The following is a 24,962-nucleotide window of genomic DNA, read 5'->3' as shown; positions in this document are numbered from 1 at the left end:
GAAGTATTATGAGAAGTATGTTTTTTTTATTTGTGGATATTTAAGTAAATGTCTTCTCACAATCTTTCAAAAATAAGTTTATTTGGCGCGATATTACTGAGTGTAACAACGATGATAGGCTCAGGTTATTTGTTTAGTGCACAGCTTACTGCCAACTATGCGGGTAATTGGTCATTTTTGGCTTGGATTTTTACAGCTATAATCGTTATAGCAACAGGGTTCTGTTATAGTAAAGTAGTGGTTAAATATCCTGTTAGAGGGGCGACAACTAGAATTAGTAGTATTTCTCATAATAATATTTTTGCTATTCCTTTTGCATTTGCTAACTGGTTTGGTATTGTTGTATTTGTTACGAGTGAAGCTTTAGCTACAGTGCAATATTTAGCAGGTATAAAATCAATGTCTTGGATTATGCATGAGCATAAACTAACGCATTGGGGTATAGCACTATCAGCTATAGTTTTAGTTATATATCTTTTGATAAACTCTTATGGAGTAAAATGGCTAACTAGAATCAATAATGGAGTTACATTATTTAAGATAATAGTCCCAAGCATAATTATATTTATTTTTTTATATGTGAGCTTCTTTGATTCAAGTACTTCTAATTTTGTAACAAAAAATATTCCAGGAAATGTTTTTCACTTTAAAGATACTTTTATAGCAATTGTTGCAGGTGGACTTGTATATACATTTAATGGTTTTCAAACAATAGCATCATACGCGAGTGAAATAGAAAATCCTAAAAGAAACATTCCTTTAGCTATAGTTATCTCTGTGTTAGTGGTTCTGCTAGTTTATATGGGATTACAGTATGCCTTTATGCAAGCGCTTCCTCATCAGTATCTTGTGGAAGCAGGTGGTTGGAGAAGTCTTAATTTTGAATCTCCATTATTACAGTTAGCAGCAATATTGGGATTAAACTATATAGTTATTCTATTAATTATAAATAGTGTTGTAAGCCCATCTGGTGCAGGGTTTGCATATTTAGGATCTTCTTCAAGGATGTTGTATGGCCTAGCAGAAGAAGGTCAAGCTCCAAAGTATTTTACTAAAATAAATGAGGAATTTAATTTTTCTCGTCGCTCATTAATTGCTAATTTTTTATTAACACTATCGTTTTTAATATTTGCAGATAATTGGTCAACGCTTATGCTTATAGTGACGGGTTTTAATATTATTGGGTATATGGCTGCTCCAATTAGTATGGGAGCTATATTTCAAAAGACAAGAATATATGGCTGTATAGTATTTGTAGTCCTAGCTATGATATTAGCGACTTTAAGATTCAACATATATATGCTTATTATGCTGATTCTTCTAATTTTAATTTTGATCTTTTTCATAAGAGCTTGTCAAAAAGAGGGTTTTGTTAAAGCTTTAATTTACTCTTTACCATTTCCTGTATTTATGGGTTTACTAATTTTTGTACAGGATTATTATATAAAGGCTATCTTGAGCGTAGTGTTTTACATGCTAGTTACAACTCCTAAATATGTAGCTATTTGCAGTAAAAATAAATTACATTAAAATAAGAGGATTGTAATAATTATGTACGATAAAAGTAGTCGAAATGTAATATTTCTCGCTGGAATTGGAGCTGTATTAGAGTTTTATGATTTTGTATTATATATAATTTTTTCAAAAGAAATATCGGCAACATTTTTTGCGCAAATTTCAAATCCAACAATTAAAGCATTCTTAACGGTTTTGATCTTCTCTATAGCATATTTGGTTAGACCTTTTGCAGGGACTGTTCTTGGGATAGTGGGAGATTTAATAGGACGAAGAAGATTATTATTATTTACAATTTTACTCATGGGAACTTGTTCTATATGTATGGGTTTAATGCCTGGATACGCTCAATGGGGATTATTTGCAAGTTTTGCATTTGTGGTATTGAGAGTAATGCAAGGTATTGCTCTTGGCGGTGAACTTCCAGGCGCTTATGTAATTGTATATGAATCTGTTAAAGGTAAAATTGGTTTTGCTACGGCAATATTATTTACTTTTGTAACTTGTGGCTTCTTATTTTCTGACTTTGTTGGTTTTGCATTAGAATATTTCTTTGGTGAATATGCTTGGAGAGCAGGTTTTCTTATTGGAGGGTTACTTGGGCTATTAGGCTATGCAGTTAGAAGAAATCTTCATGAAACACCAGAATTTGAAAATATTGATCAACAAAAAAGACATTCTTTTGGTTCTTTAATATCAACTTATGGACCAAATTTATTTGCAGGGATTTGCATGGTAGTTATTGTGGCATTTGGTGGGGTTATGCTCACACTATATATCCATAAGTTTGTTGAGAATATATTGCCAAATTATAATTCAGGACAAATTTCTTTACTTTTGACACCAAGTGTTTTGACACTTACTTGTTTTACTTTTATCTATGGTTTTTTATCAGACAAAATTGGTATTGCTAAAATGTTTATTACTGGCGCAGCTCTTATAGTGGTTTGTGTATTGCCTATATTCTACTTTATGAGTAGTGTAGCTACACCGTTTGCTATTATGACAGGATCTATTGCAATTATGCTTTGTTATGCTTTAGTTGCAGCCACATTTGTGTTTTTGCTATGTGATCTCTTCCCAACTGATGTAAGGCTTTCTGGTGTTGGTATCAGCTATAACCTTGCATTTGCAATGGTCGGTGGCGTAGCTCCTTTAGTTAGTACAACAATTATTACGATGACAGAATATAACTTTTTGGGTCCTGCATTAGTAGGTATTGTATGTGGATGCTTTGGATTAATCGGCGTGTTTACATATTTTAAGAAAGGTGGTTATTATAAAAATAATAAAGATATGATAGTTAAGCTATAGTTGGGAGTGAAGTATTCTAATGATAAATAAAGATATTATTGAGGCGACTAGATATTTTGCAAAAATAGTTGAGCTGGGATCATATTCGGGTGTTAAAAATTTCTACAATGTTCAAATTAACACAATTAAGTCAAAACTTGAAATATTAGAAAAAAAAGTAAATATAAAACTGTTAAAGAATGAAAATAATCGTATTTTGCCAACTGAGCTAGGCCTAAAGTTTTACCATTCTTGTAATAGTCATTTAAAAGGATTAGAAAGTGCTATAAATAGGGTTAAAGATAATGGCTTTGAATATCGTGAATCTATAAAAGTCTTAGGACCTCCATTATTTTTAAGTTTATTGATAAGTAGAGGTTTATCAAAGATACAGAGTTTGTCTAATGATAAGTTTAATGTTTATCTTGATACATATAAATCAGATAGTATTAGAGAGAAAAAGTATAATTTAGAGACATATAGTGTAGTCCATATCTTTGAGCGATATCTTAAATATATTGATTTAGATAATTGGTTGATTTGTTATAATGTTGATGAGAAAATTATTCCAGCATATTTTTACTGTAATAAAGATTTAGCAGATAAGCTTGATAATTCTTTAGACAATCTTTTAGATACAGAGCTTGTTCTCCATCATTATGATTTTACTATTAAAGAATTTAGGGCTGTGTCTGATAATAGTCATTACAAGTTAAATAGAAATAAAGTTGTTTATATTACAAATACTGAAGCGCAAAAAGTAGAAGTTTTACAGAATGATAATGTTGTTGGACTTATGCCTGAGTATCATTATGAAGCTTTAGCTAATAATCAGAAAATTAGAAAAATAGAGGGGTTTGAAATAGATTATCTAGTAGAGCCTCATTATATTTTAGTAAACATAAATTCTCCATATAAAAAACAATTGCTAGAGATTATTCGTGATGGAATGAAAAATATAAGAGTTAAATACGGTGCATGACTCGTTGTATATATTTTTTATCTACGTAAAACTAGTTTTCTTTGGCTAGAGCCAACTGCGATATGTATTATGTGTATACTACTTTCCTTATTTGCACTACTTTTTTATAAAAAGGTTGGCGGCTATTATCTTCAAAGATAAGCAAAGTTCGATAGTAATCTATTATATAAGTAAATAATTATTAAACTTATATATGTTTTATGAAATTAATAAAAAATTCTTATTTTCTATGTGATATAGTCTAAATATAAAAGTTCATAATAATAGTGATGTTTTATGAGAAAAATATTCTTTGGCATATTTCTTAGCTTATTTTTTTATTTAAACGTTCAAGCATTATTTATCAAGGCAGAAAAAGATAACCATAAAGCGCAAACTGGATATATAACGACAGTTAAAGAATCTAATGTACAAAATATTGCATTTGCTGAAAAAAATAGTTCGATATTATATTCAATATTTAGGCAAGGGACACAGTATTGTATGAGTGCTGTAAAGTTAAGCTTATCAGTAGCTAGTAGTAGCATATTTACTAATTGTTTTGATAGTGAGCTTAGTGTTGGTATTAAAATAATAAAAGTTTTAATGTCGCCAAATGGTAGTAATTTATATCTATTTTCTAAGCATAAAGCTTCTGCGTATAGTGTGTCAACTATCTCCAATAAGGTTAAAGCAAAAATAGGAACAGAAACTATTTCTCAAAATATAATTGATGTGAAAGAGTCTAATAGTAGACTTTATGTGCTCACTTATAAGGAAGAGAGTAATAATGGCTCTTTAATTATTTTTTCTATACAGAGAGATGGTTCCTTACAAAAAGTTGAGCAACAATCATTAGGATATAAACCGATAGCATTTAAATTATATAGTGAAGATGCTGGGGATTATATCTATATCAGAAGTAAAGAAGAGTTGTATAAATATGATATAGCTTCAAATAGTGAGATATTTAATTCAGTAAAACTTCTAGAATTTCCAGCAAATACTATTAAAGATTTTGGTGTTAAAAAAGATAGTGATAAAAAAACTTTAAGATTAATAGTTGCTTTGAAAAAAGGTGATTCTGGTATAAATAATGGTAGTTTAAAGTTATATATGCTTAATACAAGTAGTGTAAGGCTTACATCAACAGTAAATTTAGAGTTAGAGCCATATAAAATATTAGCTTATAATGAAAAAGATATGTTTCTCGTAGCATATCAACATAGTTTTGATATAAGAGCTATTGATATCAACAAAAACCTAATAGAAGATGAGCTTCTTTTACAAAGAGGAGTTGATGGAGCTGTAGAAAATGTGATTTATAAAGATAATCTTACAGCTATAGTTAGTGATGCAGAAGCTCAAATTTTGGATCAAATTGTTTTCACAGAGATTCTATCTTTAAAAGACAAAGCCAAACAACTTTTATTTAGTTCAAATAATGATTTTATTGCAGTAGCAAATAAGAATAGTATAGATATTTTTGAAATTATTAAGAGCTAGTATCTTTTTTACTTTTGTAAGCCTTGTATATTTTCTTTAGAAGTGTAAAAATTTAAAAACTTTAATTTTACGTATATAAGTAAAGTGATGCAGGAATCCCTAAGGTTAAGTGAATTCTTAGAACTCATTAAAAGCACAATTGAGATGAGTTTTGGATATGATGGCTTTTGGGTAGTTGCAGAGCTTTCTGAATGGCGAAAATCAGGTCGACATTATTATGGTGAGCTTATTGAGCATGATGGTGTTAGTAAATACCCTGTAGCAAAGATTAGATGTAATTGCTGGGCTAATAAAGCTGACTATATCCATAATAAATTTAGCATGGCAACTGGCGAAAATTTAAAGTCAGATATGAAAGTTTTGCTAAAAGTAGCTGTTAATTACCATGTCAGTTTTGGCCTTAGTTTGAATGTTATAGATATTGATCCAGCATTTACTCTTGGGGATCGACAAGCTCGTAAAATTGAGATACTTGATGCTCTAACAAAGAAAGGCATTCTTAAAAAGAATAAATCTCTTGAGATGCCGGAAGATTTTACAAATATCGCGGTTATCACAAGTATTACAGCTGCAGGTAAAGGTGATTTTTTTGAAGAGGCAGATAAACTACAAAAACTAGGTTTATGTAATTTTGATATTTATGAAGCAAAGATGCAGGGTGCTGAATGTGCTGTAAGTGTTTCACAAGCATTTGATAAAATTCAAACAAAAGATGATAAGTATGATGCTATAGTACTTATTCGTGGAGGAGGTTCTCAAGCGGATCTTGATTGGTTTAATAATATTTTACCAGCAGAGAGTATTTGTAATAGTAATATCCCTGTTATGGTTGGTATTGGGCATGAAAGAGATAGTACTGTTCTTGATGAAATTTGCACCAAAAGATTTGATACTCCATCAAAAGTAATAAATTTTATAGCAAATACAATAACTGATAATGCTCAAGATGCTAAATATAACTATCAATCTATCGTAAAGATAACGAGAAATTTGGCAAAGCAAAATCAGTCTCAACTAGACAGTCTATATAGAAGCTTTAGAGTTAATGTAGAACATTATCTATATCAAACTAATCAAAATATAGAACACACATATAAAAGTAGTTTATCAATATCAAAAGGGGTTATTAAGCTATATAAAAATCTTATTGATACACAATATAGTAGCGTAATGTTAAACTCACAAAATTTAGTAAAACAGTATAAAAATAATATTGAAAACTCATACAATAGTTCAATAAATATTGCTAAAAATATAACTAAACAATATACACAATCAAGCGAATATCTATATAGGCAAATATTATCAGTATCTATAGAGCCAACTTTAAAAAGAGGTTTTTGTGTTACAAAGTCTCAAGATGGCAAATATCTAACTAGTCAAAAACAAGCACAAAAATATACAGATTTAGAAATAGTCTATACAGATGGACAAATACAAGTAGAGGTAAATACTAATGGCAACACAAAGTAAAAAGTTTGCAAAGAACTATCAGATTTTAGAAGAGATAAATGAAAAACTTCAAGATGCGCAAGACAATCCAGCATTGCTAGATGAGCTAGCACCAATGCTTGAGCAGGCTTCGAAAAGCTATAAATTATGCAAAGAGAGAATTGCTGCTGCGCAAAAATTTATAGATGAGTTTGATGGAGAAAATTAAAAAACCATTCCAGGCATTTGCCAAATTCCTGCAATTCTAACCGTGTCTTTAATTATTAGAATTTTTTCTTGTTTATCCGCAGGTTTACTAATATTGTAATCAGTCTTAGCTGCAATATCTGTCAATTTAAATGGTAATTGTGTATTTTGTAATTCCTGTTGAAATATTGAGTTTGCTCTACGGATATGTGAGTCGGAACTTATTAGAAGTATATCTTTAATAGGTCTATTTAATTTTTTGATTATATCTATGCTATTCATAGCATTTGTAACTGTACTAATTGATTGATCTTCTTGGATAATTTTATCTGCTGGTACTTTATGCTTAATAAGCCATTGTTTCATTCGATATGACTCTGTAACGCCTTGATGGGCAACACCACCAGAAACTATAATTACGGCATTTGGATATTTTTTATGAGCTGCTAAGGTTAGTTTCAATCTATCAGTTAGTATCTCACTCATTGAACCATCATCATTTAAAGAATAACCAAGTGTAATTATGGCTAATGAATTTTGTTCAAAATTTCTTAATTGTTCAAAGTTGGTATTAATTTTTAGACCAAAATTAGATTTTGCAGTTTTTATAGCTTGTATATAGAGAGGCATTTGTTGCCAATTTGATTTTTCTAATATAGCCATATTTTTATCAAAGTTATTAGAATCCCAAACTAAAGAATATGCAGTTAGTAGAACTTGTAATATTGGATTATTAGAGTTGATATCACCAATTGATTCAAGGGTTGCTTTTGCATTGTCTAATTGATTATTAGAAACCTCTAATAATGCTAGAGATATAGCGAGCTGAGTTTGTAAATAACTACCTTTAGGAGCTTCTTTAAGAGCTTTTTTAATATCTTCTATTGCCCCAGATTGGTCTCCGCGTGTCGTAGTTGCTCCAGTACCTTTATCACTTTTAGAAACTGATAAATTATACTGTATATCAGCGATAGCATTTTGCTGGAGGTTTAAAATATCTAAATTAAAGTTAGAAGGTGTATTTGCTGCAAATATGCAAATAGGTGCTATGATAAAAGCACTAGCTATAATTTTATTAAATCTCATAATGATTAATTTCTAAATGAAGATAAGATAGTATAAAAGTTTTTTTGTGAAAATAGTATTAGAATCCACAGTCAAAACTCTTAGGGTTTAGATTTACAGGTAAGCAAGCAGAGTAAGTTAAGAAATTAAAAGCTTGAAGTATATCTACTACAACTATTACTCAATTTGGAAGACCTTTGGTTGTTACAAATGATGGCGGTAAAGCATCACTACAAAATAGTGATGCAATTATTGCTGTATTGTTACCTAGTATAAGTGAGGAGTAGGCTATAGCAAATGTTATATATAGGTGGTTATAAACTTAAATTATTTAAGACTACTATAAATGGTAAACAAATATTACAGCAGCATTACTATTAATGAGAAATCTGAATCTATTGAGTCAAGGAGGTTGTTAAGCCCATGAGGTTAGGGGGAGTTTTTAATCCCTTGAAAAATTTAACACTTAAGAGTCTAGCAATCTGGTCAAAAAGTTTTGCGTAATCTTTATATAATTGGCAATTTCCATTTATATACTATAGACATAATTCTAATTGTTAAACCAATACTTATAATAATTGCAGCACTAATATATAGGTTTATATTTAAGTATATAAAAACAATATTCATGCCTCCAACTATCCCAGCTACAGATGCATAAAGCTCTGATTTAAAAGCTACTGGGATATCATTACAAATCATATCTCGCATAATACCTCCAGCAACTCCGTTAAGTACTGCAATAACAATTCCAACAACAAGGACACTAAAAAAGTTCATTTCAAAAATATTTGTGCAAATTGTATAAGCTATATTGCTACCAATATACGCAAATGCTATTAGACCAACTGAATCAAGAATTAAAAAAACTTTGTAAAATTTATTGATATATTTTTGAGTAAAAATAGCAATAATAGAAAAGAATAAACATATAACGATATAATGAGGATATAAGATGATTGTTACAGGAAGATTACCCAATAAAAGATCTCTAACAATACCACCTCCTAAAGCTGTAGTTAACGCAATTGCTATTACACCAAAAGCATCCATGTTTCTTCGTGATGAAGATATTACACCTGTCATACTTTCAGCAATTATCCCAGCCATAAACATTATAGTAAAAATATACGGGGTTGTAATACCTATATGATGCATATTTAAATCCTATATATCACTTTAGCTAACATTGTAGAGATTTTTTTAGAAAAGAAAATTAAATTTTTTTAAGCAATTTAGCTAAGATATTTGATGTACTTTTTTCCTTTACGATTTCAAAGCCTTCTAAGTTATACTCAGCTTGTTTTTCGGTCTCTATATATATCAATGTACCAGCTGGGATACTTTGATTTTGTAAGATTGAACTTAGTGCTTTAGGAGCAATATTTTTGTTAAATGGTGGGTCAAGAAAGATGATTATAGATCCTTCTTTTTTATCTAAAGCAGCAAGAGCTTTTATACTATCTGTTTTGTGTATTTCAAAGTTTTGTATATCCAATGTAGTTAAATTTTCTTTGATTTGTTGTAATGCCTTGAAATTCAGCTCGTAAAAAATAGCTTTTGAAGCACCACGAGAAAGACTTTCTATGCCAAGACTGCCACTGCCAGCAAAAGCATCTATGCAAACACTATCATGAATATATGGTGTAAGCCAGTTAAAGATAGTTTCTTTGAGTTGATCAGAAGTCGGACGTAAACCATTAATATTCGGGAATTTTAAGCGACGATTCTTATATTTGCCAGATATTACGCGAATAGTATTAGTTTTCACTGGCTATACATCCCCAACCATTACAGTTATGAACTTATTAGATTGGATTTGAGAGAAGGCGTTATAGATATCTTCGGATGAGACTTTATTGATATTTTCAACATAAGTATCAAAAAAGTCTAAAGATAGATCTTTATTTGCAATAGAAGATAACATACTTAATTTAGAACTGTTTTTAACTGAGCTAAGTAAGTGAGTTCCTTCAATATGTTTCTTTGAATTTTCTATAGTTTCCAGATCTAACGCTTTACTAATAAAATCGCTATAAACACTATTGATAGTTTCTAGTGCTAAGCTGGGGTTACTTGTTTGAGCAGAAATTACAAAACTACCATAATTAGGGTTAAGATTTATATTACTACCAATATTATAAACAAGCCCAAGTTCTTCACGGACTTTATTGAAAAGTAGTGAGTTAAGACCTCCACCACCAAAGATTTCATTGCCAAGTTTCAATGGGAAGTATAATTTAGACTCGATATCTAAAAATAGCTGATGCCCCATCAAAATAGATGTTTGCTTGCTATCAAATTCTTTTTTGATTATTTTAGAGTCGTTTTTTTGTTGAGTAAATAACTTAGTGTTTTTACTACCTTTAGGTAGATAGCTTACAAGCTTATTTGATATTTCTTCAGCTTGTTGTAAATCTATGGCACCAACCATACAGATGTTAGCATTTTCTGCACAGATATGATTTTCAAAAAAGTTTGCAATATCTGTTGTTTTCACATTTGCAACAGTTTCTTTGTAACCAATCGTAGGACAACTATAAGGATTATTTGCAAATAGGTTTTTAGAAAATTCCAATGATGCCAGATAATTAGGTTGTTGATGAAGATAGTTAATATGAGTTATAGTCTGAACTCTTTCTCTTTCTAAAATGTTTTCATCAAAAGCTGGAAGTGTAAAAATCTCTTTTAAGATCTCTAAAGTATTTTTGATAATATCGGCATCATTTAGTAAGCGAATTTTGATACTAAAAAACTCTTTGCTAGTTTCAGCATGAATAGAAATACCATTATCAGTAATCTCGTTGATAAGCTCTTGCTCACTAGATTGTTGAGTTTTTGTTGCAAACATACTTACTGCTAAATCAGCTAAGCCGTTGAGCTTACCATCAAAAGCAGCTCCAGCTCTAAAGTTTAGTTGAATATCAAACATTGGTAAGTTTTGAGATTTTTGAAAGTATATAGGAGTATTATCAATATTAAATTTCTGGATCATGAGTTAATCCCTTAATAAGTGTAAAGATGCAAGGTTTTGTTTATCGAAATATCTATCAAGCACACGATTAACATCATCAACTGTTACAGCATAAAGTTTTTCAAGATATTTATAATAATCAACATCAAGATTAATACTTGCTAGAGAACCAATTAGATTGGCTTGAGTTTCTAATGAGTCCATAGCAAATACTTTATCTGCTTTGATAGTAACTTTAGCACGATTAAGCTGCTCTTCTGAAATACCCGTTGAGCGAAGATTTGTGATAGCAGTTTCTATCTTATCTTGAATGCTTTCTAAGCTTTCATCATGGTTTGCTACTGCTGTAATGATAAATATATCCTCTCCCTTAATAAAAGGTGAGTATTCACTATCTATATGACAACATAAGTTTTCTTCTCTAACTAATTTTTGTTGTAATATTGAGGCATCAGCACTACCTAATATGTTGTTTAAAATCATTAAAGCAAAGGGGTCGTTGTCTTGATATTCTGTAGTTAAAGATGGTGCTATATACCCCAGAATTGCTGCAGCCGTATCGTTTGGGGATTTTTTGATCTCTAAATGTCTATAACCAGTATTCACTAGACTAGGTTCTATTTTTTGATTATCTAGTTGAGACTTTGGAATATGACCAAAATAATCACTAACCATACTAATAGCAGAATTTGTATCAATATCACCAACTAGTATTATGTTCGCATTATTTGGTGCATAGTTTTGTTGATACCAATTTTTAAGGTTTGCTAAAGTATAGTTTTCAATATCTTCACGCCAACCAATAATAGGAGTATGTCTGGAGTTTTCTTTATATGCTAACTTCATAAATTGTTCGAAAGCATAACTAAAAGCTTTATCATCAACACGTAGATTTCTTTCTTCTAAGACAACTTTTCTTTCGGGAGTAAACTCAGCTTCATCAAATAATAAATTTGCCATTCTTGAAGACTCTATAGATAAGCTTAGTTCAATATTTTTCTTATGCCAAAACTGGTAGTAAGCAGTATAATCAAAGCTTGTGAACGCATTTTGAATACCACCATTGTTCTCAACAATACTATTTAAATCATCCTTTGAGTATTTATCAGTACCTTTAAACATCATGTGTTCAAGCATATGTGATATACCTGTAAGTTTAGTAGGTTCATAAGTTGAGCCAACCTTATACCAGATCTGCGATAAAGCTACAGGTGCTCGGGAGTCTTTTTTGATATATATATTTAGATTATTATTTAAGGAATGTTTGTGAATATTCATATAAATTATGTTTCTTTAGATTTAATAAATAAGTAAATTAGTAATATTAGCGCACATATTGTCGGCCCCGCAGCTCCGAAAATTGGAGGGATATGCATTATTAAGGCTATTGGACCAAAGATTTGGTTTACAATAAAGAATGAAAAGCCAAAAAAAGCTCCAAGTAAAAGCTTAATTATAAGTGTTGAAGATCTTGTAGACCCGATACTTAATGGTACAGACAGTAGTATTAATATCATTAATGATATTGGTTGAAAGACTTCCTGCCAAAATTTAAGAGATAAAGAAGCATCTTTTGCTTGGCTCTTTGAAAACATGTACTTACTTAGCTGGTTAAAGTTTAAATAGTCATTATCATTAATGGTTATAACTTGAGCTATTGAAATTGGTATTGGATTTGACCATGATGCCTTAGGAATATGCTTTTCTACATTTATATGTTTTTGACCATCTTTTGTAGGGAATTTTACTGTACTGATATCAAAAACATCAGCTTTTGCATCATGAGTATATTTTGCTCTTTCAGCATAACGAATTTCATCAACTTTATTATCTTCTAATATGAATTTTCTAATATTATTAGCAGTTTTATTTTTTGGATTAATAGTTGCAATGTTCATTATCCCATCAGATGTTTTTAACCACATATTATGAGTATTGTATGAAACTATATTTGTGTCAGCTAATTTTTGTAAGGTTGGGGCAATATAGCCACCAAAGACCATAGTAACTGCACAACCTATAAAGCCAACTATGATAACTCCTTTTGAAATTTGTAAAGTAGATCGTCCTGACGATCTAAGTATAATAATCTCAGAATTGTTTGCTAGTAGACTTAATCCCATTAATGCTCCTACCATCGCACAAGCAGGAAGAAGTGTATATAAGATTCCCGGTAATTGAAAGAAGGTGTTTAGGATTAAATCCCAGTTACTAGCTCCTGAATTGTTATTTGTTACTTGAGCAAGGTATGTGAAAATAAAAAATAATATACAGAAAATAGTTGTAACTATTAAAAAGCTACCAAAGACAATTTTAAATATGTAACGGTCTATACGGTTTAATAACATTATTTACCACCTTTGCTTGAAGATCCGTTTTGTTTTCTAATAGTTCTAATACCAAATATTACAAAGGCAATATGAGGTAACCAAATTCCTATCCATATAGGTATGAATCCACTAGCCATATAAGTATTTGTAAGAACATTCGCAAATAAATATATACCTAATATTACTACTGATGGAAGAAGTTTTGCATATCTGTTTTGGCGAGGTCTCAATTGACATAAAGCAAGTCCAAGTATTGCTGCTACTAATACAGATAATGAATTATTTATACGAGAAAAAAGTTCCGCAGAATATGTTGTGGTTTTCTCTTTTTCAAAAGAATCTTTTATTAATGTATGCATATATAATCTATCCATTCTACTATGGTTAAAATCTCGGATAGAGTTGTCATACATTGTATAGATAGCTTTATCAGCTTTTCCATAGCTTGATTCAAAATCTTTAGTATTTCTTGTATAGATGTTTACATTTTTGAAGTCTATATATGCAGCCTGCCTATTTGATTTAACTCTTGCCTCAGGAGCTGTTATAACTTTATATTCTGCTTCTTTGGGAGTTTTTTGATATAAAAAGACATCATTTAAGGCATCGCCTGATTTATTTTTTATATAGAGTACTCGCCCGTTAGGAAGATTTATTATCTTATCATCAGTTACAGCAGAGAGTAAGGCTCGAGCTGATAGGGATGATTGATATATATCTAATGTTTGTTTTGATAAAGGAACTAGGTACATCGTTGTAAGAAGTGTTAAAGCACTTAAAGCATAGGCAGGTTTCAAGGTATTTTTAACTATCTCCATCCATGTTACGCCACCAGCAAGTGTTACAAACATTTCATTATTTGAAAAATATTTACCAAAACAAAGTATTATTGCTAGAAATAATGCAATTGGTACAACAAGAGTTACATTCTCAGGAAGTGTCAAGATAACGAATTTAATTATTGAGTCAATACCTAGCCCTTGAGAGTAAGCTTTATGGAATAGCCTAATGAGAATATTAGCTGATACTATAGAGATTATAAATAAAGTTATAGAAGTGAATGTGTTTACTATCTCTTTATTGTAATATTTTTCTAAAATCAAAATGTACCAACTTTTAGATACAACAATTCCTCGTAAGTTATAATTCTATATCCTTTATGAGCAAAAGTCAGCAAACTTAAGAATAAAAGTGTTAGATTTAATTATCTAGATGTTCATAGAATTTTTTATCAAAAATAAAGCTTGAATACCAAAAAATAAAAATATAAATCATCCAGTATTCTAAACCTGCATTCCCAATTTGTAGTTTTTTATTAATTATAGCGTCTAAGATTACTATTATGAAAATACTTATAAATAGAGAAAAACTTAAGAGTCTAATACTAAAACATATCTTATATCCTAAAGGTAGAGATATTCTTTTTCTTAATCTAAACTCAACGATAGTGAAGTATATAGCACTAATTAAGATGCTTGAACAAAAAGTATAAGCTAAGATAGCATGCCAATCACCTATGTTTATAGGACCAAGGTAAATATCATATACATGCTTACCACTCCACATCGATGTTGATATCAAGAAGCAAATGCTACCAAAGAAACCAAGAAACATAACTACTGTTGAGTGAAGTTTTATTCGCTTAAAGTAATTGTTATTGAGTTTGTTTAGATTAATAATCCAGTGTTTAAAAAAATAGAATGTAAATCCAATAAGTATTGAATCAACGGTGAATACAGTATGAAGTATAAAAGATTCAGGAAAGTATCTCATTGTTGCAGATACACTTGAACATCCAGCAATAAATGCACTATAGGTATAAGAATATTTTGCTATTTGCTCATCAGTACAAAAAATAGGACCATTTGTAAAAGGCCTGATTAGATGACCTTCATATTCAGCCCAATAGTATGATAGCATCATTGCTATGGGCGTAACAATAATCATAAAATAAATAATAACTTTAACATTAACATATATATTAGGTTTGTTCTTCATGTACAGACTAGCTAAGGTATTTTTGGATCATGATTATACGCTTTTATAAGAGTTAATGCTAATTATTAGTCAAAGATTTTATTTATATATGATAAAAAACTATGATAAAAAGTATTTAAATTCTAGTACAAGAAAGTACTTTTTAAATAAGATTACGTACGAAAGATATAATTAAATTTAGAATGTTGTAGACAAAAGAATATAGTATAAAAGTTTTTTTGTTAAAATAGTATTAGAAAACCATTCCAGGCATTAGCCAGATTCCTGCAGCGCGGAGAGTATCTTTAATTATCATAACTTTTTCATAATCTTCAAGAGGATAAACAATATTATATCCTTTAACCGAGGTTGCTAGATTATGAATTTTCATATCTAACATATTATTATCAAAACTTTCTTGCTTAAATACAGCATTTGCTCTTCTTATATTTGATGCTGAATCAATAATTATAATGTCAGAGATCGCAGGCTTTAATTTTTTTAGAATATTAAATGTATTCATAGTTTGCCATACTAGATTAGAAGATAAGTCTTCTAATATTACTTGGTCAGCAGGTATCTTATTATCAATTAGCCATTGCTTCATCTTATAAGACTCTGTTGTTCCTGATTTTACTCTGCCTCCACTAACTATTATTTTTGAATTAGGATAGTGTTTATATGCTTTTAGACCAGTTTGTAACTTCTTAATTAAAGCCTCTGGCATAGTACCATCATCATCTAGAGGTGAGCCTAAGATTATAATTGCAGGGTTAGTGCTTCTCTCTAGTTCTAATTCATCGACATCCATATTTATATGGAGATGAAAGCTTCTATCAATGATATTAAAAGCATTGATATATATAGGCATTTCAGCCCAAGCAGATTCTTTTAACTCGCGTAAAGATTTTCTATAGTTGCTAAAATCAAATATATATGAGTATGCAGTGTCATAGATTTGTACAATTGGGTTGTCTGGAAAGCTTTCAGTTAACATATCCAAGGTTTGTCCTGCTTGCTTATAATCCTTGATATCTACTTGCAGTGAAAATAGTGAAAGCCCTAGCTGTAAAAGCTCTCTACTTTCGGGATCTAACTGTTTGATGGCTAGTTTTAGCGCAGTTACAGCTTTATTAAGATACTTATCTGCAGAGCTTTCATTCATAATACTGTATTGTACATTTTCAATAGCTTTTTGTTTAAGGTTAATAGTTGAATAATCAGGAGTATTTTTATTAGTTGAAAAAGCAGAGCTTATTACAAAACAAGTAAATAAGATAGTTATAAAAAAATTTCTTATCGAAAGTATCATTATAGATTTTAAGAATGTATTTATCTTATGATTAAATATATAAGAGTTTTTTTGCAAATTAAATCGTTATTTTATAATATAAGGCAAACAAAACTTACTTTAGAATAAAATGAATAAAAATATATCTCCTAAAAATGTCATTTTTGCAGGTTTAGCAACAAGTGTAGAGTATTTTGATTTTGCTTTATTTGCTTATGTAACAGTCTTTATTTCGGCTGCTTTTTTTCCTGATAGTAATTCAACAGTAGCGACTATCAAAACGTTTGGGATGTTTGCCGCTGGCTATCTTATGAGACCTATCGGGGGTGTTTTCTTTGGAAACCTTGGTGATAAGATTGGGCGTAAAAAAATTCTAATCATTACAGTGTCGCTAATGGCAGTATCTACTGCAATTATTGCATTTACACCAAGTTATCAAAATATAGGAATTATATCTGTTATATTGATAATCTTTGCACGTATGATACAAGGTTTCTCAATTGGTGGTGAGTATAATGGCGTACTTGCAATCCTTAGTGAGTCTGCTCCTGATAATAAGCGTGGTCTGATTACAGCTTTTGGCACATTCTTTTCAGGATTTGGAGTGTTTTTAGGAACTGTTGTAGTATTTATATTTTCTAGCTTTTTAACAGGTGAGCAAATGCATGCTTACGGTTGGAGATTATGCTTTATAATTGGTACTATAATGGCTATTATTGTTTTAATTATGCAATTTAAACAAGATGAGTCTCCAGAATATTTAAAAGCAAAAGAAGATGGTGTATTAGAAGATGCTCCTGTTATTTCTGCTATTAGAGAATATCCGTATCAAATATTTGTGGTGTTTGCATTAGCTGGTTATTTAGGCATTGTTTATTATATGTTAGCAGCATTTATTCCCTCCCTTTTGGAAGGTGAAAAATTACATTACACAACAAATATGGCAATGTTAGTAACGATGATCGCATCAATATGTTATTTTGCAACAGCTCCTATTTGGGGGATGGTTTCTGATAAAGTAGGGCGTAAGAAAGTATTACTAACATCTTGTGCAGGTATTGGTATACTTATATATCCTAGCTTATATATCATTGATACAATGGGCTCACCATTATTATCTTGTGTGGTTATGTCTATTTTGATGCTACTTATCTCAGCGGCGACAGCTACGTTTGTAGTAACTATAAATGAATTATTTCCAACACACCTTAGATTTAGTGGTGTTGCAACTGGTTATAATATCAGCAACGCTTTATTAGGTGGTACAGTGCCTTTAGTCTCTAGTCTATTGATTGTATATTTTGGACAAATGGCACCAGCTCTATATGCAGTATTAGCATCGATTGTGATTGTAGCTATTGTTGCAAGAATGCCAGAAACTAGAGGGATTGAACTAGAGGAATAAACAATGAGTGAAAATATTAAAAGTAGTCTAAAAAATATCTTTGATACTTGGGCAGAATCTGGCAGATATCAACAAACTATAGATGGTCATCTAACTACAGTCAATCATATGGTGAACTATATTGATTTACCTGAGAAAAGTTTTGATTTTTTGGATATTGGTTGTGGAAATGGCTGGGTTTGTGAGAGGGTTAGCCAATTTGATAATTGTAATAGTTGCACAGGTATAGATATATCATCTGGTATGATTGCCAAAGCTAATCGTGAAAATAAAAACGCTAAAACTAATTTCTACAATAGTGACATTTTAGAATGGCAAACTGATAAAAAATTTGATTTAGTTTTTATTGTTGAAGCTGCTTATTATTTTCCTGACTTGAAAGAATATTTAGCTAAAATAAAAAGTCTTATCAAAGAGGATGGTCAGATAGTTTTAGCAATACATTATTTTAAAGAGAATATAGAATCACATGATTGGCCTGAGAAACATTTAAACAACACGCAAATCAATCTACTATCCAGTACTGAATGGCAAAAAACTCTAAAAGAAGTTGGATTTAAAAGTGTCCAAGCTAAACTTTTCAAAGATTTATTTTCTCAAGAAAAATGGGAAAGAGAACTTGGTGGGTTGGTTATTAAAGCTACGGCTTAATCTTTATTATTTAACTCTATTAAACTCTTATCCATCAAATGACTAGCTAATACATTTGAAAGCGAATTTAAAATATTACTTGGCACTTTTGGATTTTCATGAGCTAAATCTTGGATAAGTTTTTTAACTTTCTTTCTTTTAAGATTCTCTTGTGATCCACATAGGTTACATGGGATTATTGGAAACTCTTGTTCTCTAGCAAATTCTATTAAGTCACGTTCTTGGACTAATACCATTGGGCGAATTACAGTATTTTCACCATCTTGCGTGATAAACTTAGGAGGCATAGACTTAATTTGCCCCTGATATAGAATAGACATTAATAAAGATTCAATTAAATCATCACGATGATGTCCTAATATAATTTTATCCATTTTATGCTCTTTTGCATATCTATAGATATTACCACGGCGTAATCTTGAACAAAGAGAACAGTAAGTTTTACCTTCTGGAACTTTATCTATCACCACACCATAAGTATTTTTTGTCTCAATCTCATAAGATACGCCTAAATTATCTAGATATTTTCTAAGCTTGCTATCATCCCAACCAGGTTGAGATTGGTCTAGTGTGTAGACATGAAGGTCTATATCATAAGTCCCATCTTTGATAAGACCATGTAGAACTTTTAGAAGTCCAAAAGAATCCTTTCCACCAGACAGGCAAAGCATAATTTTTTCGCCTTTATTAATAAGCTTATAATCCGCAATAGCTTTAGTAATATAGTGGCGGAGTTTTTTCTCAGTCTTGCTTATTTTAATCTCAGACATTTATCGTTGAGCCTTTTTGAATAATCTATCCTTTTCACGTGACCAGTCTTTGTCTTTTTGAGCTTGACGTTTATCGTGAACTTTTTTACCTTGCGCTAGTGCGATCTCAACCTTGACTCGAGAGCCTTTCCAGTACATAGCAAGTGGTACGCAAGTTAGACCTTTTTGCTCAACTCTCCCCATGATTTTATCAATCTCACGACGATTAAGTAGTAGCTTACGATTTGCTGAAGCATCAGCTACAACATGCGTTGATGCAGATAGTAGGGGCGTGATTAGACAGTTAAATAGCCAAGCTTCACCTTTTCGGATGTGAATATGGCTATCTATCATTTGTACTTTACCAGCTCTCACGCTTTTTACTTCCCACCCTTGTAGTACTATTCCAGCTTCAAATTTCTCTAAAATAGTATAATCATGGAAGGCTCTTTTATTTCTAGCAATGGTTGCTGGAGAAACCTTATGTTTACTCATAACTTTATTATTTTTTGTAAAAGATATACAATGTAACGCTATATATTATCAGCAAAACACAAAAGATTAAATAAATGAATAAAGTTAATAAATCTGCAGTTGTGAATTATAGTGCTGCACAAATGTACGACCTAGTAAATGCTATTGAGGATTATCCTGAATTTCTGCCGATGTGTTATGATATTGAGGTTTTTGAGCATACAGAAACAGAGGCAAAAGCATCACTTAAAATCAAATCTGGTTTTGTGAAATTAGACTTTGCTACACATAATACTATGGTCAGAAATGAGCATATTCATCTTAACCTTATGAATGGACCATTTAAAAGCCTAGTCGGTGATTGGAAGTTTGAGCCTCAAGATGAAAATTCAAGTAAAGTATCATTGGATATGGAATTTACTTTTGAAAATAAGTTTGTTGAAATGGCTCTGGGCCCTGTGTTTAAAGGTCTTGCTGAAAAGATGCTTGGAGCTTTTTGTAAACGTGCAGAAGAGGTTTATAAATAGTGAGAGTAGAAGTTATTTACGCGCTACCAAATGAGCAAAAATCCTTTTTTGTAGAATCTGAAAAAGCTATAACAGTTAGACAAGCTATTGAACAATCCAAGATTTTGCATACATATTCTGAGCTGAATAATGCTTTAGATACTTTGAAAGTTGGCATATATGGCCAAATAGTTGATATGGATCATCAAGTGAGTGACAAAGATAGAGTAGAGATATATCGTGACTTAACTATAGATCCAAAACAGGCCCGTATGCTAAGAGCTGAGCAAAAGCGTAAAAGAGAAGGTATCAAGGGATTCGGTGCTTAAAGAGCATATTCAAAGAAAATCTAATCGTCTAGAAAGTTTTGATTATTCACAAAACTGTTATTATTTTGTAACCATTTGCACAAAAGATAAAATTAGTTATTTTGGTGAGATATCCAAAGATGGCAAGATGGTTTTGAATGATTGTGGAGAAATTGTCTATGAACAATGGGTATGGCTAAGCAAGCAATATAAGTATGTATTTCTAGATGAGTTTGTTGTAGTGCCAAATCATTTTCATGGGATATTAATAATTAATGATTCAACAGACGTAGAGGCAGGTCGTGACCTGCCTGAATTTAAAGGGACAAGTTACGACATGTCCCTACAAAAAAATATCAAAATTAAATCATTATCAGAATTGATAGGTGCTTTTAAAACAGCATCATCAAAACAAATCAGAAACAATCTCGGTTTAGCTGAATTTCAATGGCAACGATCTTTTTATGATCATATAATAAGGACTGAACAATCTTTAATAAAAATCAGAGAATATATCCAGAATAATCCAGCTAAATGGCACTTGGATAAATATAACTACGAGAATTTATATGAATAAAAAAATCGCAATAATTGGAGCTGGATTAGCCGGGTGCTCATTAGCTTATGAGTTGAGCAAGTCAAATAATTTTGATATAACTGTATTTGATAAAAATGATGATATAGCTACTCAAGCATCAGGAAATTTTGCTGGTATATTAGCTCCATACCTGACTTCTGATAATAATTTCTCAGATCAGTTCCATACATTAGGTTATTCACTATTACTAGATTTTATAAATGAATATAAAAATGAAATTGAAATTTGTAATCAAGGTGTATTACGAATACTAACTGACGAGAAAGATCTAAAAAGATATCAAAAAATATTTGCAAAAAGATATATTAACCCAGATCTGGCACAATTACTTTCTTCAGAAAATTTATCTCAAATGCTTAAGCAGAAAAATGATAACAATGCTGTATATTATCCAAATGCAATATCAGTTGTACCCAAGAGTGTTTGTCAGCTTTTATTAAAATTATCAAATGCTAAGCTAAGATTAAATAGTGAGTTTACTGATATAAGTAAAGATTATGATAGCCTTTGGAATCTTGAGTTTGATAATCATAATGAAAAATTTGATATAATTATATTTGCTGGTGGGTATGGGCTATTTAATAAAGTCTCATATCTAAATAAGATTCCAGTTTATCCATCACTTGGTCAATTAACAGTTATTGATAAAGCTTTTGATATCGATAAAACTATCATAGATAAAGGTTATATTATCCCTAATTATAAAGAAAACTTACAAGTCATAGGGGCAACATTTAGAGATAACTCTGATACTGCTGGAGATATACGAGAGTCTGATAATGAGTTTAATATTTCTCAAATTAAAGAGATTCTTTTTGATGATCAAAGTAAGCAAATAAATGTCGTTGATTCAAGAGTTGCAACAAGATGTGTAACTTCAGATCATCTACCACTTATTGGTAAATTAGTTAATTATAATAAGTTTGAGAATGATTTTTTTAAACCAATATCAAAAGGTTATCCAAAATCTAAAATGCCACAAGTTGAATATGAACAGGGACTATATTTAGCATCTGGTTTTGGTTCAAAAGGGATGTGCTCATGTATGGTAGCTGCAAAGATTATAACTTCGGAAATTACAAAACAAAAACATATTGTTTCAGATAAATTATTAGATGCTTTATCTCCTCAAAGATTTTGGCTTAGAAGTTTTAAAAAAGGACTCAAATACTAAGAAATAGTTATTTTTTCTGATATATTAAACAAATACGTAATTTTTAAAATAATCTTTTTCATGAAAAAAACTTTTACGACTATATTATGTTCGGTAATGCTTTTACCAAGTTTATCTATGGCTGCACCTATACCAAGTGGTTATGACTTTATTCCTATTCAGGAGGAAATGCAGATAGCACAACCTGTGACAGAAAAACATGGCATGGTTTCATCTCAAGAAGCTTTAGCAAGTCAAGTGGGAGTGCAAATCTTAAAAGAGGGTGGTAATGCTATAGATGCAGCAGTAGCAGTCGGTTTTGCCTTAGCTGTAACTCTACCAAGAGCTGGTAATCTTGGAGGTGGTGGTTTTATGATCATTCATTTAAACAAAGAAGATAAAAATATAGCTATCAATTATCGTGAAAAAGCTCCAGCAAAAGCATCAAAAGATATGTTCTTAAATGACAAAGGAGATGTCGATTATAATAAAGTATCAGGCTCATATAGTGCCTCAGGTGTTCCAGGTACTGTTGCTGGTTTAATTGATGCTCAACAAAAATATGGTAAGCTGAAACTTGCTCAAGTTATACAGCCAGCTATTAAGTTAGCAGAAGATGGTATACCTGTTAGTTATGATTTACACCAATCATTAGAGACTGCAAAACCATGGTTAGAAAAATCTCCAGAAGCGATGAAGACCTTCTATAAAAAAGATGGATCTGTGTATCAGGTTGGTGAAATTTTAAAACAGCCAGAACTTGCTAATAGTCTGAAACTAATTGCTAAAGATGGTAAGAAAGCTTTTTATGAAGGTGAAATAGCTCATAAGATTGCTGATGCTATGGCAAAAAATAATGGTTTAATCACATTAGAAGATCTAAAAAATTATGATGTCCAAGAGATGAAACCATTAAAAGGTGAGTATCGTGGTTATACTATTTATTCAATGCCACCACCAAGTTCTGGCGGGCTAATCCTTATTGAGTTGTTAAATATTTTAGAGAATTTCCCGCTATCTGATTATGGTAATAATAGTGCTAAAACTATTAACCTTATGAGTAATGCTATGAGCTATGCTTATAATGACCGCAATTCTGATCTTGGTGATCCTGATTTTGTGAAGATGGATATTAATAAGTTCTTATCTAAAAAATATGCAAAACAAATAGCACAAAAAATAACTACTGATAAGCATATTCCAAGTAAAGACATTAGTACAGTTAATCCAGAAGATCGTGAGAAGTTACAAACTACACAATTTAGCGTTGTCGATAAAGATGGCAATATGGTATCTAATACTTATACGCTAAACTACTCTTATGGTAATGGTATTATTGCACCTGGTACAGGTATTTTCTTAAATAATGAAATGGATGATTTTGCAGCTAAAGTTGGTGTGGCAAATGTCTTTGGGTTAGTTCAAGGTGAGGCAAATACTGTAGCTCCAAATAAGAGACCTCTAAGTTCAATGACACCAACTATAGTATTAGATAAAGATGGCAATCCTTTCTTGGCTACAGGTTCACCTGGTGGTAGTCGTATTATCACAACAACATTAGAAGTAATCTTAAATTTGATAGATTATAATATGAACCTACAAGCAGCTGTTAATAATCCTCGTGTACACAGCCAGCTATGGCCAGAGGAGCTAGGAGTAGAGCAGGGTATATCTATAGATACTATTAATTTACTTAATAAAATGGGTAATAATGTCGTACCTTATGCAGCTATGGGCGCAGCTGAATCTGTGATGTCAGATGGTAAATATGTCTATGGAGCAGCAGATCCGCGTAGAGCAAATGCTCTGGCAGTAGGGTATTAACCTTTAATATAACACTTAAATATAACTGGCCAAGTGACAGTATATATCGTAGAAGTTTCTCCCCAAGCATCTTTAAACTTATCATAAAATTCAAGTTCAATTATAGGACATTTATTATGCTTTTTAATATATTCAGCATAAGCAGAGAATGATTTTAAGTATTCAATAAAACTATTAAAATCCATCTCTTTAGTTTGCTTAAATTGAGGAGACTCTAGCTTAGGTAAGTTAATGTTTATATCTTTATAATAATTATCAATATGCTTACGACCCTCTGGAAAATATGGTCGTATAGTTTTATAAAAATTCTGATAAATAATTTCTACCTTACCATTAACTTGAATATCTTGATGATATGTCCATATAGCAACTATACCCTTGGGTTTAAGTACTCTTAAGCATTCTCTTTCAAATTTAGACATATCAAACCAATGAGCTGCCTGAGAAACTGTAATTAAATCTACACAATTATCATCAAACATACTATTAGATTCATCAGCTTCAAAGTATTTGATGTTATTATGTTTAAAGGCTTTAGATAATTGAGTGGCACTAATATCTGTAGCATGGATATTATCTATAAATTCAGCTAGTTTTATAGCAGTCTGACCATTACCTGTACCGCAATCCCAAGCATTTTGACTAGCTGAGATATGACCTTTAAGATAGTTGAGAATTTCTACTGGAATAGATGGTCTAGCTTTTTGATAAGATTCTGAATTGAAAGTAGGTTTGTTGTTCATG

25 protein-coding genes are annotated in these 24,962 nt (G+C 30.9%); 13 read left to right on the top strand and 12 right to left on the bottom strand.

Annotation, left to right across the window (positions count from 1 at the left end; genetic code table 11):
• Positions 1-48 precede the first annotated feature (48 nt).
• The 6 genes from QI37_RS02315 (at position 49) to xseB (ending at position 6,935) form a co-directional block, all read left to right on the top strand.
• Positions 49-1,530, top strand: coding sequence for an APC family permease (locus QI37_RS02315; RefSeq protein ID WP_040008179.1), 1,482 nt, complete (start codon positions 49-51; stop codon positions 1,528-1,530).
• 21 nt (positions 1,531-1,551) lie between these two features.
• Complete coding sequence (locus QI37_RS02310) at positions 1,552-2,829, top strand: MFS transporter (RefSeq protein ID WP_040008176.1); 1,278 nt, start codon at positions 1,552-1,554, stop codon at positions 2,827-2,829.
• Positions 2,830-2,848: 19 nt separating this feature from the next.
• Complete coding sequence (locus QI37_RS02305; RefSeq protein WP_040008174.1) at positions 2,849-3,790, top strand: LysR family transcriptional regulator; 942 nt, start codon at positions 2,849-2,851, stop codon at positions 3,788-3,790.
• 276 nt (positions 3,791-4,066) lie between these two features.
• Entirely contained in the window at positions 4,067-5,275 is a 1,209-nt protein-coding gene (locus tag QI37_RS02300; protein ID WP_040008172.1) for a hypothetical protein, read from the top strand.
• A gap of 87 nt (positions 5,276-5,362) precedes the next feature.
• Entirely contained in the window at positions 5,363-6,748 is a 1,386-nt protein-coding gene (gene xseA / locus QI37_RS02295; RefSeq protein WP_040008171.1) for an exodeoxyribonuclease VII large subunit, read from the top strand.
• Positions 6,732-6,935, top strand: a complete 204-nt coding sequence (gene xseB / locus QI37_RS02290; protein ID WP_040008170.1) for an exodeoxyribonuclease VII small subunit — start codon at positions 6,732-6,734, stop codon at positions 6,933-6,935. The genes xseA and xseB overlap by 17 nt, the downstream gene beginning before the upstream one ends.
• On the opposite strand, the gene QI37_RS02285 is transcribed toward xseB, so the two are convergent.
• From QI37_RS02285 to QI37_RS02245, 9 genes are all read right to left on the bottom strand, one after another.
• A complete protein-coding gene (locus QI37_RS02285; RefSeq protein WP_040008168.1) occupies positions 6,932-7,999 on the bottom strand; it encodes a YdcF family protein in 1,068 nt (355 codons plus the stop codon). The genes xseB and QI37_RS02285 overlap by 4 nt on opposite strands.
• A 486-nt stretch (positions 8,000-8,485) precedes the next feature.
• Positions 8,486-9,136 (bottom strand): trimeric intracellular cation channel family protein, encoded by a 651-nt coding sequence (locus QI37_RS02280; protein ID WP_040008166.1) that lies wholly within the window; start codon positions 9,134-9,136, stop codon positions 8,486-8,488.
• A gap of 58 nt (positions 9,137-9,194) precedes the next feature.
• Positions 9,195-9,749: a 16S rRNA (guanine(966)-N(2))-methyltransferase RsmD gene (rsmD, locus tag QI37_RS02275; RefSeq protein WP_040008165.1), complete on the bottom strand. Its 555-nt coding sequence runs from the start codon at positions 9,747-9,749 to the stop codon at positions 9,195-9,197.
• A 3-nt stretch (positions 9,750-9,752) separates the two neighbouring features.
• The gene (locus tag QI37_RS02270) at positions 9,753-10,973 is read right to left on the bottom strand and encodes a M16 family metallopeptidase (protein WP_040008164.1); all 1,221 of its coding nucleotides are present in this window, start codon (positions 10,971-10,973) and stop codon (positions 9,753-9,755) included.
• Positions 10,974-10,976: 3 nt separating this feature from the next.
• Entirely contained in the window at positions 10,977-12,230 is a 1,254-nt protein-coding gene (locus QI37_RS02265; protein ID WP_040008163.1) for a M16 family metallopeptidase, read from the bottom strand.
• A gap of 5 nt (positions 12,231-12,235) precedes the next feature.
• Positions 12,236-13,300: an LPS export ABC transporter permease LptG gene (gene lptG, locus QI37_RS02260; RefSeq protein WP_040008161.1), complete on the bottom strand. Its 1,065-nt coding sequence runs from the start codon at positions 13,298-13,300 to the stop codon at positions 12,236-12,238.
• Positions 13,300-14,385 (bottom strand): LPS export ABC transporter permease LptF, encoded by a 1,086-nt coding sequence (gene lptF, locus QI37_RS02255; RefSeq protein ID WP_040008160.1) that lies wholly within the window; start codon positions 14,383-14,385, stop codon positions 13,300-13,302. Before lptF ends, lptG begins: the two co-directional genes overlap by 1 nt.
• Before the next feature lie 97 nt (positions 14,386-14,482).
• Positions 14,483-15,280, bottom strand: a complete 798-nt coding sequence (locus tag QI37_RS02250; protein ID WP_040008159.1) for a hypothetical protein — start codon at positions 15,278-15,280, stop codon at positions 14,483-14,485.
• Positions 15,281-15,512: 232 nt separating this feature from the next.
• Positions 15,513-16,628 (bottom strand): YdcF family protein, encoded by a 1,116-nt coding sequence (locus tag QI37_RS02245; protein ID WP_235261392.1) that lies wholly within the window; start codon positions 16,626-16,628, stop codon positions 15,513-15,515.
• Positions 16,629-16,680: 52 nt separating this feature from the next.
• Here QI37_RS02245 and QI37_RS02240 point away from each other — a divergent pair, with 52 nt between their 5' ends.
• Both QI37_RS02240 and QI37_RS02235 read left to right on the top strand, forming a co-directional pair.
• On the top strand, positions 16,681-17,955 hold the full coding sequence (locus tag QI37_RS02240) for an MFS transporter (RefSeq protein ID WP_040008157.1): 1,275 nt from the start codon (positions 16,681-16,683) through the stop codon (positions 17,953-17,955).
• Between the two features lie 3 nt (positions 17,956-17,958).
• On the top strand, positions 17,959-18,606 hold the full coding sequence (locus QI37_RS02235) for a class I SAM-dependent methyltransferase (RefSeq protein WP_040008156.1): 648 nt from the start codon (positions 17,959-17,961) through the stop codon (positions 18,604-18,606).
• Here QI37_RS02235 and ttcA read toward each other — a convergent pair.
• Together ttcA and smpB are read right to left on the bottom strand one after the other, a co-directional pair.
• Positions 18,603-19,376: a tRNA 2-thiocytidine(32) synthetase TtcA gene (gene ttcA, locus QI37_RS02230; protein WP_040008155.1), complete on the bottom strand. Its 774-nt coding sequence runs from the start codon at positions 19,374-19,376 to the stop codon at positions 18,603-18,605. The two genes, QI37_RS02235 and ttcA, sit on opposite strands and share 4 nt — an antisense overlap.
• Positions 19,377-19,850: an SsrA-binding protein SmpB gene (gene smpB / locus QI37_RS02225; protein WP_040008154.1), complete on the bottom strand. Its 474-nt coding sequence runs from the start codon at positions 19,848-19,850 to the stop codon at positions 19,377-19,379. It lies immediately after the preceding gene.
• Between the two features lie 74 nt (positions 19,851-19,924).
• On the opposite strand from smpB, the gene QI37_RS02220 reads away from it, so the two are divergent.
• From QI37_RS02220 to ggt, 5 genes are read left to right on the top strand one after another with little or no spacing between them, the layout of a single operon-like run.
• Complete coding sequence (locus QI37_RS02220) at positions 19,925-20,356, top strand: type II toxin-antitoxin system RatA family toxin (RefSeq protein ID WP_040008153.1); 432 nt, start codon at positions 19,925-19,927, stop codon at positions 20,354-20,356.
• Entirely contained in the window at positions 20,356-20,664 is a 309-nt protein-coding gene (locus QI37_RS02215) for an RnfH family protein (protein WP_040008152.1), read from the top strand. The genes QI37_RS02220 and QI37_RS02215 overlap by 1 nt, the downstream gene beginning before the upstream one ends.
• Positions 20,657-21,220 (top strand): transposase, encoded by a 564-nt coding sequence (locus tag QI37_RS02210; RefSeq protein ID WP_040008151.1) that lies wholly within the window; start codon positions 20,657-20,659, stop codon positions 21,218-21,220. The genes QI37_RS02215 and QI37_RS02210 overlap by 8 nt, the downstream gene beginning before the upstream one ends.
• Positions 21,213-22,415: an FAD-dependent 5-carboxymethylaminomethyl-2-thiouridine(34) oxidoreductase MnmC1 gene (gene mnmC1 / locus QI37_RS02205; protein ID WP_040008150.1), complete on the top strand. Its 1,203-nt coding sequence runs from the start codon at positions 21,213-21,215 to the stop codon at positions 22,413-22,415. The genes QI37_RS02210 and mnmC1 overlap by 8 nt, the downstream gene beginning before the upstream one ends.
• 60 nt (positions 22,416-22,475) lie before the next feature.
• Complete coding sequence (gene ggt / locus QI37_RS02200; RefSeq protein ID WP_040008149.1) at positions 22,476-24,218, top strand: gamma-glutamyltransferase; 1,743 nt, start codon at positions 22,476-22,478, stop codon at positions 24,216-24,218.
• Here ggt and QI37_RS02195 read toward each other — a convergent pair.
• Positions 24,215-24,961 carry a class I SAM-dependent methyltransferase gene (locus QI37_RS02195; RefSeq protein ID WP_040010653.1) on the bottom strand — a complete coding sequence of 249 codons (747 nt, stop codon included), beginning with the start codon at positions 24,959-24,961 and terminating at the stop codon, positions 24,215-24,217. The two genes, ggt and QI37_RS02195, sit on opposite strands and share 4 nt — an antisense overlap.
• Position 24,962: the final 1 nt, after the last annotated feature.

It is taken from the genome of Candidatus Francisella endociliophora (assembly GCF_000764555.1).
GTDB lineage: Bacteria > Pseudomonadota > Gammaproteobacteria > Francisellales > Francisellaceae > Francisella > Francisella endociliophora.
This window is presented reverse-complemented; position numbering and strand designations above follow the sequence as displayed.